Here is a 14673-nt window from a genome sequence, read left to right as displayed (position 1 = left end):
GTATGCGGTGCGTTCCAATCGTCGAATGAAATGGGTAGCGGCCCCCGTGGCGCTCTCAGCAGCGCTGCTCCTCGCAGGCTGCACCCCTGAGCAGCAGCGTGGCTTCCTGCCCGCTGGCTCTGAAGGGGCCACGAACCACACGGACGGGATCACCGGGCTGTGGGTGACTTCGTGGATCGTGCTGCTCGCCGTCGGTGTGATCACGTGGGCCCTCATCATCTGGGCCACGATCGCGTACCGTCGCCGCAAGGGGCAGACGGGGCTGCCGGTACAGCTTCGGTACAACATGCCGATCGAGACGTTCTTCACGGTGGTTCCCGTGATCCTCGTGCTTGGGTTCTTCGCGTTCACCGCGCAGGAGCAGAGCTCCATCGAGGCTCGCTACGAGAACCCCGAGAACACGGTCGAGGTCATCGGTAAGCGCTGGGCGTGGGACTTCAACTACGTCGACGAGGATGTTTACTTCCAGGGCGTCCAGGTGCAGACCGAGGACGACGGCTCGGCGAAGGAAGAGACCATGCCGGTTCTCTACCTCCCGGTCGACAAGACCACCGAGATCAAGCTCGAGACGCGTGACGTCATCCACTCCTTCTGGGTGGTCGAGTTCCTCTACAAGAAGGACATGATCCCGGGGCAGACGAACTACATGAGCTTCACGCCCACCAAGACCGGCACCTTCATGGGTAAGTGTGCCGAGCTCTGTGGTGAGTACCACTCGATGATGCTCTTCGAAGTGAAGGTCGTTGAGCAGGACGAGTACGACGCGTACATCGCATCGCTGCGCGAAGCAGGCAACACTGGCCAGGCCACCCTTGAGCTGAACCCGAACCAGGATTCCTTCTATGGTGACGGCGCCAAGGCGCAGAACGAGTAATGAGGGATAGCAAAAACATGAAGAAGGGCAACGTCATCGTTTCGTGGCTGACGTCCACGGACCACAAGGTGATCGGGTACATGTACCTGATCAGCTCCTTCGTGTGGTTCCTCATCGGCGGCCTGATGGCCCTGGTGATCCGCGCGCAGCTCTTTGCTCCCGGCCTCGAGGTCATCGCGACCAAGGAGCAGTACAACCAGCTGTTCACCATGCATGGCACGATCATGCTGCTGATGTTTGCAACGCCGCTGTTCGCTGGCTTCGCAAACGTCATGATGCCGCTCCAGATCGGTGCACCCGACGTCGCGTTCCCGCGACTGAACGCCTTCGCGTTCTGGCTGTACACCTTCGGTTCGCTGATCGCGGTCGGTGGCTTCCTTACCCCCCAGGGCGCTGCGTCCTTCGGCTGGTTCGCTTACTCGCCGCTGTCGAGCATGACCTACTCGCCGGGCATCGGTGGCAACCTCTGGGTGCTGGGCCTCGGTATCAGCGGCTTCGGCACGATCATGGGTGGCGTCAACTTCATCACCACGATCATCACGATGCGCGCTCCGGGCATGACCATGTGGCGTATGTCGATCTTCACCTGGAACACGCTGATCACCTCGATCCTCGTGCTGCTGGTGTTCCCCGTCCTCGCGGCGGCAATGTTCGGCCTCGCTGCCGACCGTATCTTCGGCGCACAGATCTACAGTGGCGAGGGCGGAGCCATCCTCTGGCAGCACCTCTTCTGGTTCTTCGGACACCCTGAGGTGTACGTCATCGCTCTGCCGTTCTTCGGTATCGTTTCCGAGATCTTCCCGGTGTTCAGCCGTAAGCCGATCTTCGGCTACAAGACCCTGATCTACGCAACCATCGCGATTGCGGCGCTCTCGATGACCGTGTGGGCACACCACATGTACGTCACCGGTTCCGTGCTGCTGCCGTTCTTCGCCCTGATGACCATGCTGATCGCGGTGCCGACCGGCGTGAAGATCTTCAACTGGCTCGGAACGATGTGGCGCGGCTCGATCACCTTCGAGACCCCGATGCTCTGGTCGCTTGGCTTCCTCGTGACCTTCGTCTTCGGCGGCCTCACCGGTGTCATCCTGGCTTCGCCGGCGCTCGACTTCCACCTGTCCGACACGTACTTCGTGATCGCGCACTTCCACTACGTTGTCTTCGGCACTGTGGTGTTCGCAATGTTCGCCGGCTTCTACTTCTGGTGGCCGAAGTGGACGGGCAAGATGCTCGACGAGCGTCTCGGCAAGATCCACTTCTGGGTGCTCTTCATCGGCTTCCACATGACCTTCCTCGTGCAGCACTGGCTGGGCGTCATGGCCATGCCGCGTCGTTACTACACCTACCTGCCGGCTGATGGCATCACGTGGGGCAACCAGCTCTCCACGATCGGTGCAATGATCCTCGGTGCGTCGATGATCCCGTTCCTCCTGAACGTGTACATCACCTCGCGCCGTGCGTCGAAGGTCACCGTGAACGATCCGTGGGGCTACGGCCGCTCGCTCGAGTGGGCAACGTCTTGCCCGCCGCCGCGCCACAACTTCACGTCGATCCCGCGCATTCGTTCCGAGTCTCCTGCCTTTGACCTCAACCACCCCGAGGTCAGCGGCGTAGAGCAGCCTGTTCCGGCTCACCAGCTCTCAGAGCAGAAGTGACCCTGAGGAGTATTCAGCTATGAAATCCAATATCGTCATCTTCTGGATCCTGACCGCGTACTTCACGCTTCTTGCGACGGTGTACACGGTGTGGAACCTGATCGATCACGGTCGCGTCGAGTGGGCAGGATCGACCTCGATCTTGCTCTCCGCGGGGCTCACCGCCTTCATCGCGGTGTACCTCATGCTGGTGCAGAAGAAGCAGGGCGGCGTTCTCGTTGAGGACCGCCTGGATTCCGACATCGACGACGGGGACCCCGAGCTCGGCGAGTTCAGCCCCTGGAGCTGGTGGCCGCTCTTCCTTGCCTTCTCGATCTCGCTGGTCGTGCTGGGCATGTGCATCGGCTTCAACTTCTGGCTCTCGTTCTTCACCGTTCCGCTCGTTGCCGTTGGCATCGTCGGCTGGGTGTACGAGTACTACCGCGGCAACTTCGCCCGTTAGTCGGTATCCCGCGTGAGCATCATCATTCGCCGTGGCAAGAGCGAGGACGCACGTGCCGTCCTCGCTCTGGCCCGACAGTTCACTACCGGCCGCGAGACCATCGGCAGCGACGAGTTCCTCGTCGCGTTCGATAACATCCTTCGACACCGCGATCAGGAGACGAACGTTTTGTTCGTCGCCGAGCTCGACGAGAAGGTTGTGGGCTATTCCCTCATGACAGTCTCCCGTCTGCTCCACGCTCCGGGGCTCACTGCTCACTTGCAGGAGATCGTCGTCGACGAGGGCTCGCGTGGCCACGGAGTCGGTGACCGGTTGATGCAGGCGAATGAGCACTACTGCATGGGGCGCGGCGTACGTCAGCTCTCCGCCTCCACCGCGCGTATCGGCTCCTTCTACAACCACCGTGGTTTTGAACCCGTGGGGGAGCACTACCGCAAGATTCTCGAACTGGGATAGTTCAATGACCGAGCGTCGCATTAGGCGCCGGCCAGGCGAGAATCGCGAACGCCTACAAGAGGCCGGACTCATCGAGTTCGGCCTCTTTGGTTTCCACGGCACGTCGACCGGGCGCATCGCAGCCCGTGCGAGCGTGCCTCAGCCACACGTCTACGCGAATTTTCGCACCAAGCAGGAGCTCTTCCTCGCATGCGTTTCGCGCGCTGTCGTATCCATTGTTGAGCTCGAACCGGATCCGCGTGGCGTGCAGGCGATCCCAATCGGCGCGGTGCGCGTCGTATACCAGGCCTACGCTACCGCTCAGGATCCAGCGCTGGCCTCGGACCTCTCTCCGCTGTTGCGTGAACTCGAGCAACATGTTGAACCCGCAGCTCTTGGAAACCTTCTCGTTCGTGCCGCAGGCGCGCTTCGCAGTGAAGCCGGCGAGCACAGCTCAGAACGCGTGGCCACTCAATTGGAGCTGTAGCGCGCACAACTCCGACCAGGGAGACGAACTGAAGCCGTAAGTTCGAGTAGTCTAACTTTGTGAGTAGACAGAGCGAATCTGGCACAGCGTCGCTGGATGAGGCACCGGTTGATGGTCGCCGGGGCAGGCGTCGCGGCGGTGGGATCAACCTCCTCGGGCCTGCCTTTGTCGCAGCGATCGCGTACGTCGACCCGGGGAACGTGGCCGCAAACCTCACGGCGGGTGCAGAGTACGGCTACTTGCTCCTCTGGGTACTCATTGCTGCAAACCTCATGGCGATGATTGTGCAGTACCTTTCCGCCAAGCTTGGCCTTGTCACAGGGGAGAGCCTGCCCGAGGTGCTGGGATCTCGGCTGCGCCGGTGGCCGAGGCGGCTCTACTGGCTCCAAGCGGAGCTCGTCGCTGCCGCCACCGACGTCGCCGAGGTGATCGGTGGAGCGCTCGCTCTCTACCTGCTATTCGGCGTCCCGCTACCGATCGGCGGCCTCATCGTCGGCGTCGTTTCAATGGCGCTGCTGCAGCTGCAGTCGCGACGAGGACAGCGCACCTTCGAGTTTGTGGTCATGGGTCTGCTCGGTGTGATCACCATCGGCTTCCTTGCGGGGCTCTTGTTCAGCCCGCTCGACCCTCAGGGCATGCTGGAAGGTCTCGTGCCGCGCTTCCAAGGGACGCAGACGGTACTGCTCGCGGCGAGCATGCTCGGCGCGACGGTGATGCCGCACGCGGTGTACCTGCATTCAGCGCTGGCCCGCGACCGCCACGGCGCACACAACGAGCCTGGGCGCATCCAACGGCTGCTCGTCGCTACCCGGTGGGATGTGGCGCTGTCGCTCGTCGTTGCAGGGGGAGTGAACGTGGCGATGCTGCTGCTCGCGGCGGCGAGTCTTCCCGGAGTCGCTGGCACCGACTCCATCGAGGGCGCTCACGCGGCAATCACGGATGCACTCGGCCCGACCATCGGCGTGATCTTCGCAATTGGGCTGCTCGCCTCAGGCTTGGCCTCCACCTCGGTGGGATGCTACGCGGGTGCAACCATCATGTCCGGGCTCCTGCACATCCGCGTTCCGATGCTTGTGCGACGGGGTATTACGCTCGTGCCGGCGCTCATCTTGCTCGCCGTGGGCATCGATCCGACGTGGGCGCTCGTGCTGAGTCAGGTGCTCCTGTCCTTCGGGCTGCCCTTTGCACTGATCCCGCTGGCGCGGCTGACCGAACGGCGCGACGTGATGGGCACCTTCCAGAACGGCGCCTGGCTCCGCGTGGTGTCCTGGATGGTCGTCGGCCTGATTGTGGCGCTCAACTTGCTGCTCCTCTGGCTCATCTTCACAGGCCAGGCCTAGCCTCTTCCCGGCTTCCTCGAGCCGGTCTCCCGCAGTCGATACGCCCTCGCCCCAGCCCTGCCCGTTGGGCGCTCTGGGTGTGCCTCGAGATGCCCCGGGCTTCCGCAAACGGGGGCCGCGGAGGGGCGGGGCGGATGGGTGCAACGCGGATGGGTGCGGAGCAGATGGGTGCGACGCAGACGGGCGCAGTTGCATAAGAGCGTATTAGCAGAACGACGCAGTGCAGAGAAGGAGCTGCTGGGAGAGCGCCTGCGTGCCGCGCTGCGTCGCGCCCGCCGCCCGGTCCCAGCCTATACGGGATGCGTACCTCTGACGACGGCCCACAACGCTCGCGGCCACCTCGCAGTCGTTCGGAGCATTCTGGCTGTGCAGCGGCTCGATTCATGCGGCACTAACGTGCCCCCGCGCAGGCAATCTACCTCGACGGGAGGACGGGAGGACGGGAGGACAGGAGGACAGGAGGACGGGAGGACGGGAGGACGGAGCGACGGGGCGACGGAGCCAAGCGCACGGCGCCAAGTGGTGTGAGGGCGCAGAAACGGCTGTGGCCCCGCAGGAAATGAATCCTGCGGGGCCACAGCCGTGGTGAGGGTTAGTGACCCTCGTGCTTGCTCTGCTCGATCTCGCCAGCGGTGGGCGGAACGATCCGATCCTCGAAGAACCAGCGGCTGAAGCCAGCACGCAGGCGCTTGGAGAAGGGGATGCGGCCGTCATCGTTGGGACGGAGCATCAGCGGCGCGTAGTCGTGGTAGCTCACGAGCTCCCACTGCTCGTACTCGTCGAGCGGCTTGTGCACCTCGACGAACTCGCCGCCGGGGAGGCGAACGATACGACCGGACTCGAAGCCGTGGAGCGCGATGCTGCGATCCTTCTTCTGGAGCGCGAGGCAGATCCGCTTCGTGACGATGTACGCAATGATCGGGCCGAGGATGAGCAGGGCCTGCAGTGCGTGGATCACGCCCTCCATGGAGAGCTGGAAGTGGGTTGCCATGAGGTCCGAGCTTGCGCCGGCCCACATTACCGCGTAGAAGGTCACGCCGGCTGCACCGATTGCGGTACGCGTCGGGGCGTTGCGCGGGCGATCCAGAATGTGGTGCTCGCGCTTGTCGCCGGTGACCCAGGCCTCGATGAAGGGGTAGATCGCTACGAGGACGATGAAGCCGCCCATGATGATGATCGGGAGCAACATGTTCCACGACCAGGTGTAGCCGAACCACTCAGTCTCGAGCCCCGGCGGGATCAGACGGAGCATGCCGTCCGCGAAGCCGATGTACCAGTCAGGCTGAGTACCAGCCGAAACGGGGGAGGGATCGTACGGTCCGTATGCCCAGATCGGGTTGATTCCCACGATCGAGGCGATCAGGAGGATCACGCCGAAGACGATGAAGAAGAAGCCGCCAGCCTTCGCTGCGTAGACGGGGAGGATGGGGTAGCCAACAACGTTCTGCTGGGTCTTGCCCGGGCCGGGGTACTGCGCGTGCTTGTGGATGACCACAAACGCGAGGTGCAGTGCCACGAACAGGATGACCAGTGCGGGCAGCAGCATGATGTGCAGCATGTAGAGACGGCCGACGATGTCGGTGCCCGGGAACTCTCCACCGAAGAAGAAGTAGGAGAGGTAGGTGCCGATCACGGGGATCGCCTTGATCAGGCCATCAATGATGCGGAGGCCGTTGCCCGAGAGAACATCGTCGGGGAGCGAGTAGCCGGTGAAGCCCTCTGCCATCGCGAGGATGAAGAGAACGAAGCCGATCACCCAGTTGAGCTCGCGGGGCTTGCGGAATGCGCCGGTGAAGAAGATGCGGAGCATGTGCAGGCCGATGGAGGCAACGAAGAGAAGCGCAGCCCAGTGGTGGACGTGACGCATCAGGAGGCCACCGCGCACTGAGAACGAGATGTCCAGTGTCGAGGCCATAGCGCCCGACATCTCGACACCCTTCATCGGGACGTACGGCCCGGTGTAGTGCGTCTCGATCATCGTCGCCTGGAAGAAGAGCGTCAGGAAGGTACCCGACAGCAGGATGACGACGAAGCTATACAGCGCGACCTCGCCGAGGAGGAAGGACCAGTGGTCGGGGAAGACCTTGCGTCCGAACTCCTTGACAGCAACACCGATCTTGGTGCGCTCATCGATGTAGTTCGCGGCCGCGGACGTGAAACGGCTCGAGCCGTTCTGCGCGGGCGATTCGGTTACGGTGCTGCTCACTTGAGACGCTCCCAGTAGCTCGGGCCGACAGGTTCATGGAAATCGCTCTGCGCGACGAGGTAGCCCTCATCGTCGACCGTGATCGGCAGCTGCGGCAGGGGGCGCTTCGCGGGACCGAACACAACCTTGGCGTGCTCGGAGACGTCGAACTGCGACTGGTGGCAGGGGCACAGCAGGTGGTGCGTGTGCTGCTCGTAGAGCGCAACGGGGCAGCCGACGTGGGTGCAGACCTTCGAGTACGCGACGATGCCGTCGTACGACCAGCTCTCGCGCTCGGGAAGCTCGTTGAGCTCGCTCTGGTCCAGACGCATGAGGAGAACGATGGCCTTGGCCTTCGCATCGAGAAGGGTCTCGCTGCCGCCGCGCTCATCAAGGCTCAGCTTTGCGAAGTCCTCGTGCGTGAGGGTTTCGGGGATGACGTGGAACGCCGAACCGATGGTGACCTCGCTGGCCTTGATCGGCACACCGGAGGGATCGCGTGCGAGACGGACGCCCTTGGTCCACATGGTGTGCTTCAGCAGCTGTACGGGATCGCGATCCTGCGGAGCAAGGCCGCGCAGCAGGGTGATGCCGGGGAGCGGGAAGGCAATCAGTGCGCCGATGAGGCTGTTGCGCACGAGCGAGCGGCGCGAGAAGCCCGACTCTTCGTTTGCAAGCTTGAAGATCTCAGCCGATGCCTCGCGGGTTTCCGTGTCGCTGGGGACCGGGTGACGCTCGTCGATCGACTCGTGATCGGCCATGAGGGCCTTGCCCCAGTGGACCGCACCGATACCGATGGCAAGCATGGCGAGCGCCATGCCGAGGCCGACAACCAGCGTGTGCACGCGGATGGCCATCGGATCGCCCGTCTCGATCGGGAGGAACATGTACGCGAGAACCGCGCCCAAGCTTCCAGCGATGGAGAGGTAGAAGAGGGTGTAGACCGTGCGCTCCGCACCCTTTTCCTTCTTAGGATCCAGATCCGTGACGCGCTTGCGGTGCGGCGGAAGGCCGGGATTCTGCACGGCGTCCGACGAGATGACGGCGGTCCCAGCCGCGCCATCGGCCGAGCCGTGGCCCTGGGCTGCGACAACGGCGCCGCCGTTGTTCTTCGCTTCCTCTGCCATGTTGCTCCTTGACTCCTGACTCATGAACTCGTTGCGTTGTCGAACTTAGTTCGACTTCGCGGTGACCCAAACGGTGAGGCCAATGATGGCGCCCAGTCCGATCACCCAGATGAAGAGGCCCTCAGCGACCGGGCCGATCGACCCAAGGGTCAGACCGCCGATAGCGGGCTTCTCCTCGATGTACTTGAGGTACGAGATGATGTCGGCCTTCTGCTGCGGCGTGATGTTCGCATCGCTGAAGACGGGCATGTTCTGCGGGCCCGTGATCATTGCCTCGTAGATGTGCGTGGGGGCAACACCGGTGAGCTTCGGGGCGAACTTGCCCTGCGTCAGGGCGCCACCGGCGGCCGACACGTTGTGGCACATCGCGCAGTTGATGCGGAAGAGTTCGCCGCCCTTCGCGATACCCTCATCGTCGCTGTCTGCCTGAAGGTACTGGGTCTCGGGCAGAGCCGGTCCCGGTGCGAGGGACGCCACGTAGGCAGCCATCTGCAGGGTCTGCTCCTCGGAGAACTGCTGCGGCTTGACCATGCCCTGCGGGCCCTGGAAGGCAAGGGGCATACGGCCGGTGCCAACTTGGAAGTTGACCGATGCCGCACCAACGCCGACAAGCGAGGGGCCATCGGGCGTGCCCTGCGCGCCTGCACCGTGGCAGGTTGCACAGTTCGCCCCGAAGAGCTTCTCGCCGGCCTCGATGGTGGCGGGGGAGTTGAGGTCGATCTCAGCGGTGGCTGAGGTCTGGCTGAAGCCAGCGTACGCAGCTCCGGTCACGAGCAGGCCGACCGCAACGAGGGCTGCGGTAGCGAGCGGGTGTCGGCGTCCGGTCTTGTGGACGTTCTTCTTGGCGCGAGCCATGAGTACTGGCCTCCCCTTAGTAGCCCTGCACGAGTGGCAGGACGTAGATGACGATGAACAGGATGATCCAGACGATGTCGACGAAGTGCCAGTAGTAGGACACGACGACGGCCGTGGTCTCTTCCTTGTGCGTAAAGTTCTTGACCGCGTAGATACGGCCGATCACGAGAAGGAAGGCGATGAGGCCGAGCGACACGTGGATGCCGTGGAAGCCCGTGGTGAGGTAGAAGGCAGAGCCGTAGGGATCGGACGCAAGGGTGATGCCCTCGGACACGAAGGTGGCGTACTCCCAGGTCTGTCCCGCAACGAAGATCGCACCCATGAAGAAGGTGAGGAAGAACCACTCAACGGTTCCCCACTGTGCGGGGCTCTTGCCGGTGGCGCGAGGCTGGCCGCGCTCTGCGGCGAAGACGCCGGCCTGAGCGGTGAAGGAGGACGCAACCAGAATCAGTGTGTTCACCAGCGCAAAGGTGAAGTTGTGCTTGGCGGTCTGCTCAACCCACAGCTCTGGGTTCATAGCGCGCAGCGTGAAGTAAATCGCGAACAGGCCCGCGAAGAACATGACCTCGCTGCCGAGCCACACGATCGTGCCGACGGCGACGAGATTCGGTCGCTTCACCGAAGGCACGGCTGACTTGGTATTCATAGTGGTCGTTGTCACCCCTCCATTATGGCTGAAAGTTTGGTGTGCGTTTTCACTCGTGACCGGCGCGCCGAACTTTCTGCGAGATTCCTGACAAGCCTACCGCTTCGCGGAGGTGATTGTGGACATCGGGTGGGCGATCCGTGAGTGTGTCGGCCAAATTTGGCGTGTTCTCGTGAGTGTGGGCCTCGGTCCCTGCGTGTCGGAAGCTGGCGCGTCGCCTCGATACAATTGCGGAATGATCGATGAACGCACCTGGCCCACCGTTCTCACCACGCTGCTCGACGGCGAGGATCTCAGCGTTTCCCAAGCTGAATGGGCCATGAGCAATTTCATGACCGGTTCAGCAAGTGGCGCTCAGATCGGCGCATTCCTTGTTGCCCTTCGTTCGAAGGGCGTGACGGTCGACGAGGTGATCGGTTTCCGTGACGCAATCTTGGCGGAGGCGCTGCCGCTCGACCTGCCCGCCATGTCGCTCGACATTGTAGGGACCGGGGGCGATCGCTTCGGTACCGTCAACATCTCGACTATGGCTTCCATTACGGCCGCCGCTGCCGGGGCGCCCGTGGTCAAGCACGGCAACCGCGCGGCGAGCAGTCAGTCGGGGTCCTCTGATGTGCTGAGTGCCCTCGGGATCGATCTCGAGCTTGATGCGGCCGCGGTGTCTCAGACGTTCTCAGAGGTTGGGATCGCATTCGTGCACGCCGCGCGCTTCCTTCCGGGATTCCGGCACGTGGCTCCCGCCCGCGCGGAGCTCGGCATTCCGACGGTGTTCAACTTCCTCGGGCCGCTTTGCAATCCGGTGCGCCCCGAGGCCTCGGCCGTGGGTGTCGCAGATATCGACCGTGTGCCGATCTTCGTGGGTGTGTTCCGCCTGCGCGGTGCCTCAGCTCTTGTGTTCCGAGGCGATGATGGGCTCGACGAACTGACCACGACCGGCCACTCGCGCCTGTGGGAGGTCAGCCGCGGTGGTCTCACGGAGCACGACATTGATCCCCGGGAGCTTGGGATCCCACGATCCCAGATCCAGGATCTCGTCGGCGGCACTCCCGAGGAGAACGCCGCTGTGGTGCACCGGGTGCTGCAGGGTGAGCGAGGCCCGGTGCGCGACATCGTGCTGCTCAACGCAGCCGCAGGCCTCGTGGCCTACGACCTGGCCAACAACCCGGAGTCCGTGGAGCGCGCGCTGCTCGAGCGCCTCAGCGAGAAGCTGAAGGTCGCGGAGGACGCGATCGATTCGGGTCGCGCGGCAGCGAAGCTTGCTGACTGGGCTCGGGTGACGAGCGGCCTCAGCGCTCGGTAATCTCCGGGGCCCAGCGCCCTGAAATGCCGAGAAGGGGCCCATCGCGTACGCGATGGGCCCCTTCTCTGTGTTGCGCGCTTAGGAGCTCGTGCCAGAGCGGGTCTCAGCGGTGGCCGGCGCGTTCTTCGTGGTCGTCTTCTCGTCGCGGTCCATGCGGCTGTACTTTGCAAGGAACGGCATCGGGTCGGCGGGCTGATCGTCGACGCGCAGCGCCAGGTGCAGGTGCGCGCCGAAGGCCATGCCGGTCGCGCCGACTCGGCCGACGGGGTCGCCCATCATGAGGGTGTCGCCGACCGAGTACGAATGCGAGGCATCCTGCATGTGGCAGTAGCGGCTCGTCACTTCCTTCCCGTCGATCTCATGCTCGAGTTTGAGACCGAAGCCACACCCATCGCTCGCGAAGCCTGCTTCCAGAACCGTGCCGTCTGCGATTGCGTAGATCGGAGTACCCGCTGCGGCGCCAAAGTCTTGCGCGTCGTGGAACTGCTCAACCGGGGCCGTGCGGTACCCAAACGGATCAGTGAGGAGCACGGACTGTTGGAATGGGTAGTTGACGAGCGCTCGTGCGCGATACGCGTAGGTGCCGGCGATGGCCTCGTCGACGTCGACCGCGGTGATCTCTGCGAGTGACGCGGGAATGTCTTCCGGTGACACCTCGGAGAACAGTCGCTGCTGCGTTGCTGCAGCGACGACCTCATCCTCGCTGCCTTGTGTGAGCGGCACGGCGGCGGAGAGCACGAGCCCCCCGACGCTCGCGGCCGCCGCCGCCGCAGCGATTCGGCGCCGAAGTGGGCGACGTGCACGTGGCGTGCTGCCGTCGTCCGCCCTCGCCGAGGAGAGGTCGCGCTCCGGAAGTGGGACGCGCACGTACCCACCGGTGATCGGGCCGTCGTGTTCGACGGGCGACTCGGGGAGCGTTACCGCGGGTGCCTGCGCGGCGGGACGCGCGGGCTGCTGCTCGAGTGCTTCGGGTGCTTCGGGCTGCGTCGCAACGTGTTGCTGCTGCGGCTCAGTCGGCGCCGCGTTCCGTGCGGCCGCTTCGCGCAGGGCGCGACGCGACGGGAACGATTTCGGCGCGGGGGAGGATGAATCGGGCATGCGGACTTTCGATCGGCGGTGCCGTGCGCGGACGCTCGGCAAAGATAACGAACAGGTTACAACCGGGAGCTTGGAAACGCCAGTTCTCGGTGTTCGCTCTCAGCTACTGGGTGTTCGGGTCGGGCTTCTCTTCGTGCTCAGCCGCATTTGGCTGAGTGTCTTCGGGCGCCACGTACGGCTTTTCACCGACGGTGAGTGAAGCATCGCCGGATGCTGAGTGATCGGGGCGGTCAGGGCCCTTCTCCTGAATCTTGCCCGGCTCGAGGGTCCGTCGCACGTCCTCTGGGGTGAGCTGCTGGATGGGCCCGGTGGTTGCGTCGACGTACCACTCGGTGAGCACCGGATCTGTACTGTCAAAGCCCGCGCCCGCGCCCTCGTCTGCGGGGACCTCGCTTGTGCCGAACACGAAGTCGTCACCGTACTCGTCGATGCCACGGCGCACACCCTGCGCGATGGCGGCCTGAGCGTACTTGCGGCGAATGATGTAGGGATCCGTGCGGAGGTCTTTCGCCCACGAGAACATGATGCCGATGACCACGAACGCGAACGGGAGCGCCGACACCACCATGAGCGATTGCAGGCCGCCCAGTGTGTTGCGCCCGCCCGCAAGGAGGAGAGAAACGGCGATCAAGCTGAGGAGGAGGCCCCAGAGGATGGTCACCCACCGGGAGGGTTCTGGTCGTCCAGCCTGGGACATGGATGCCATGACGATGGATGCGGAGTCTGCAGCGGTCACGAAGAACACGACGACGGCGATCATTGCGACCACGGAGGTCAGCATGCCGAGTGGGAGTCGCTGGAGGAGATGGAACAGTACCTCCTCGCCGGAGTCGCCGGTTTGGAGGTCAACCCCGTTCAGGCTCATGTAGATCGCGGTGCCGCCGTACACGACGAACCAGGCGATGACAATCGCGGAGGGGACGAGCACCACCGTGGTGACGAACTCGCGAAGCGTGCGCCCACGGGAAATCTTTGCGATGAACATCCCCACGAACGGCGTCCACGACACCCACCATGCCCAGTAGTACGTAGTCCAGGAGGAGAGGAAGGTTGCCGTCTCGCCTCCCTGATTCGGGTTGCGGGCGAGCATGAGGCCGAGCTGCTCGAAGAACTCGACGAGCGACGAAGGGAAGAAGTTCAGCAGGAACACGGTCGGCCCCGCGATGAGCACGAAGAGGCCGAGGCTTCCCGTGAGCACCATGTTGAGGTTTGACAGCCGGCGGATGCCGCGCTTCACACCGGAAACAGCTGAGGCGATAAAGAGTGAGGTGAGGATCGCGATCGCCCCCACGAGGAACGTGTTGCCGAGCGGGCCGATCCCGGTGACCATGCGGAAGCCGCTCTCGATCTGCAAGGCCCCGATCCCGAGCGAAACCGCGGTGCCGAAGAGCGTCACGATGATCGCAAAGATGTCGATCGTGCGGCCCAGCGCGCGGTGGGAACTGCCGGGGAACACCGGCTCGAATAGCGCAGAAATCAGTGGGGCGCGGCCGCGACGATACGCGCTGTACGCGATCGCGCCACCGACCAATGCGTAGAACGCCCACGCAATGGGGCCCCAGTGCAGGATCGTCTGGGCGAGTGCGGGAAGCGCAGCGTCGGCGGTTCCACCCTGTTCAGTGAGGCCTGGCGGCGGGGAGAGGAAGTAGGTGAGCGGTTCGAGCGGCCCGTAGAACAGGAGACCGATTCCGAGACCCGCGGCGAAGAGCATCGAGATCCACGATGCGGTCGAGAACTCGGGCTCTTCGTCGTCAGCGCCGAGCCGGATGCCGCCGGTGCGGCCGTAGCCGACGACGAGCATGAAGAGCACGACGGTGATGGCAAGCGCCCCGAAGAGCCAGCTGAAGTTCGCGGTGACCCATGCCAAGGACGCCGCGCCCACCTCGGCGAGGTTGTCGGGCGCGATGAACGCCCACGCGATCACTCCCACGGTGAGGGTCAGCGTGACGATGAGCACCACCCAGTTGGTGGGGAATCGCATCCCTGTCTGCTCGACGCCGATGCCCGGCAGGAGGCCGGGGTGGGGGAGCGGGGGTGGGGTGGGAACCGTGATCTTCATGGTTCGTTTCCCCGTAGGGTTCGACTTCGGCATGGTTCTCAGCCTCCGAGCGTTGCTTTGAACAGCGGCCGGGTTCTGGCCACTGTCCTACGCTAGCGAGGGCTGGGCTATTCTGACCAGGGGTTTCGCGCGAAGTCTTTCACCGTGTTGGTGTGAAAGGAGCTTGGACC

The 14673-nt window shown here is 63.8% G+C and carries 13 protein-coding genes; 7 read left to right on the top strand and 6 right to left on the bottom strand.

Annotation, left to right across the window (positions count from 1 at the left end; translation table 11 throughout):
* Positions 1–25: 25 nt before the first annotated feature.
* The 6 genes from ctaC (at position 26) to D3226_RS11925 (ending at position 5233) form a co-directional block, all read left to right on the top strand.
* On the top strand, positions 26–874 hold the full coding sequence (gene ctaC, locus D3226_RS11950) for an aa3-type cytochrome oxidase subunit II (RefSeq protein ID WP_202382823.1): 849 nt from the start codon (positions 26–28) through the stop codon (positions 872–874).
* 17 nt (positions 875–891) lie between these two features.
* A complete protein-coding gene (gene ctaD / locus D3226_RS11945) occupies positions 892–2529 on the top strand; it encodes an aa3-type cytochrome oxidase subunit I (protein ID WP_237462846.1) in 1638 nt (545 codons plus the stop codon).
* A gap of 19 nt (positions 2530–2548) precedes the next feature.
* Positions 2549–2971: a cytochrome c oxidase subunit 4 gene (locus tag D3226_RS11940; RefSeq protein ID WP_202382821.1), complete on the top strand. Its 423-nt coding sequence runs from the start codon at positions 2549–2551 to the stop codon at positions 2969–2971.
* Between the two features lie 12 nt (positions 2972–2983).
* A complete protein-coding gene (locus D3226_RS11935; protein WP_202382820.1) occupies positions 2984–3427 on the top strand; it encodes a GNAT family N-acetyltransferase in 444 nt (147 codons plus the stop codon).
* A gap of 4 nt (positions 3428–3431) precedes the next feature.
* A complete protein-coding gene (locus D3226_RS11930; RefSeq protein ID WP_202382819.1) occupies positions 3432–3893 on the top strand; it encodes a TetR/AcrR family transcriptional regulator in 462 nt (153 codons plus the stop codon).
* Between the two features lie 92 nt (positions 3894–3985).
* Positions 3986–5233 carry an Nramp family divalent metal transporter gene (locus D3226_RS11925; RefSeq protein ID WP_202382985.1) on the top strand — a complete coding sequence of 416 codons (1248 nt, stop codon included), beginning with the start codon at positions 3986–3988 and terminating at the stop codon, positions 5231–5233.
* Positions 5234–5825: 592 nt separating this feature from the next.
* On the opposite strand, the gene qcrB is transcribed toward D3226_RS11925, so the two are convergent.
* From qcrB to ctaE, 4 genes are read right to left on the bottom strand one after another with little or no spacing between them, the layout of a single operon-like run.
* Positions 5826–7439: a cytochrome bc1 complex cytochrome b subunit gene (qcrB, locus tag D3226_RS11920; RefSeq protein WP_202382818.1), complete on the bottom strand. Its 1614-nt coding sequence runs from the start codon at positions 7437–7439 to the stop codon at positions 5826–5828.
* Positions 7436–8545, bottom strand: coding sequence for a cytochrome bc1 complex Rieske iron-sulfur subunit (gene qcrA / locus D3226_RS11915; RefSeq protein WP_202382817.1), 1110 nt, complete (start codon positions 8543–8545; stop codon positions 7436–7438). The genes qcrB and qcrA overlap by 4 nt, the downstream gene beginning before the upstream one ends.
* A 45-nt stretch (positions 8546–8590) precedes the next feature.
* The gene (qcrC, locus tag D3226_RS11910; protein WP_202382816.1) at positions 8591–9400 is read right to left on the bottom strand and encodes a cytochrome bc1 complex diheme cytochrome c subunit; all 810 of its coding nucleotides are present in this window, start codon (positions 9398–9400) and stop codon (positions 8591–8593) included.
* A 16-nt stretch (positions 9401–9416) separates the two neighbouring features.
* Complete coding sequence (gene ctaE, locus D3226_RS11905; protein ID WP_202382815.1) at positions 9417–10046, bottom strand: aa3-type cytochrome oxidase subunit III; 630 nt, start codon at positions 10044–10046, stop codon at positions 9417–9419.
* Positions 10047–10281: 235 nt separating this feature from the next.
* On the opposite strand from ctaE, the gene trpD reads away from it, so the two are divergent.
* Positions 10282–11346 (top strand): anthranilate phosphoribosyltransferase, encoded by a 1065-nt coding sequence (gene trpD / locus D3226_RS11900; protein ID WP_202382814.1) that lies wholly within the window; start codon positions 10282–10284, stop codon positions 11344–11346.
* A 78-nt stretch (positions 11347–11424) separates the two neighbouring features.
* Here trpD and D3226_RS11895 read toward each other — a convergent pair whose 3' ends face one another.
* Positions 11425–12444, bottom strand: a complete 1020-nt coding sequence (locus tag D3226_RS11895; protein ID WP_202382813.1) for a M23 family metallopeptidase — start codon at positions 12442–12444, stop codon at positions 11425–11427.
* Between the two features lie 103 nt (positions 12445–12547).
* Complete coding sequence (locus tag D3226_RS11890) at positions 12548–14503, bottom strand: BCCT family transporter (protein ID WP_237462801.1); 1956 nt, start codon at positions 14501–14503, stop codon at positions 12548–12550.
* Positions 14504–14673 lie beyond the last annotated feature (170 nt).

The sequence above is a fragment of the Leucobacter chromiireducens subsp. chromiireducens genome, assembly GCF_016758255.1.
Lineage (GTDB): Bacteria > Actinomycetota > Actinomycetes > Actinomycetales > Microbacteriaceae > Leucobacter > Leucobacter chromiireducens.
This window is presented reverse-complemented; position numbering and strand designations above follow the sequence as displayed.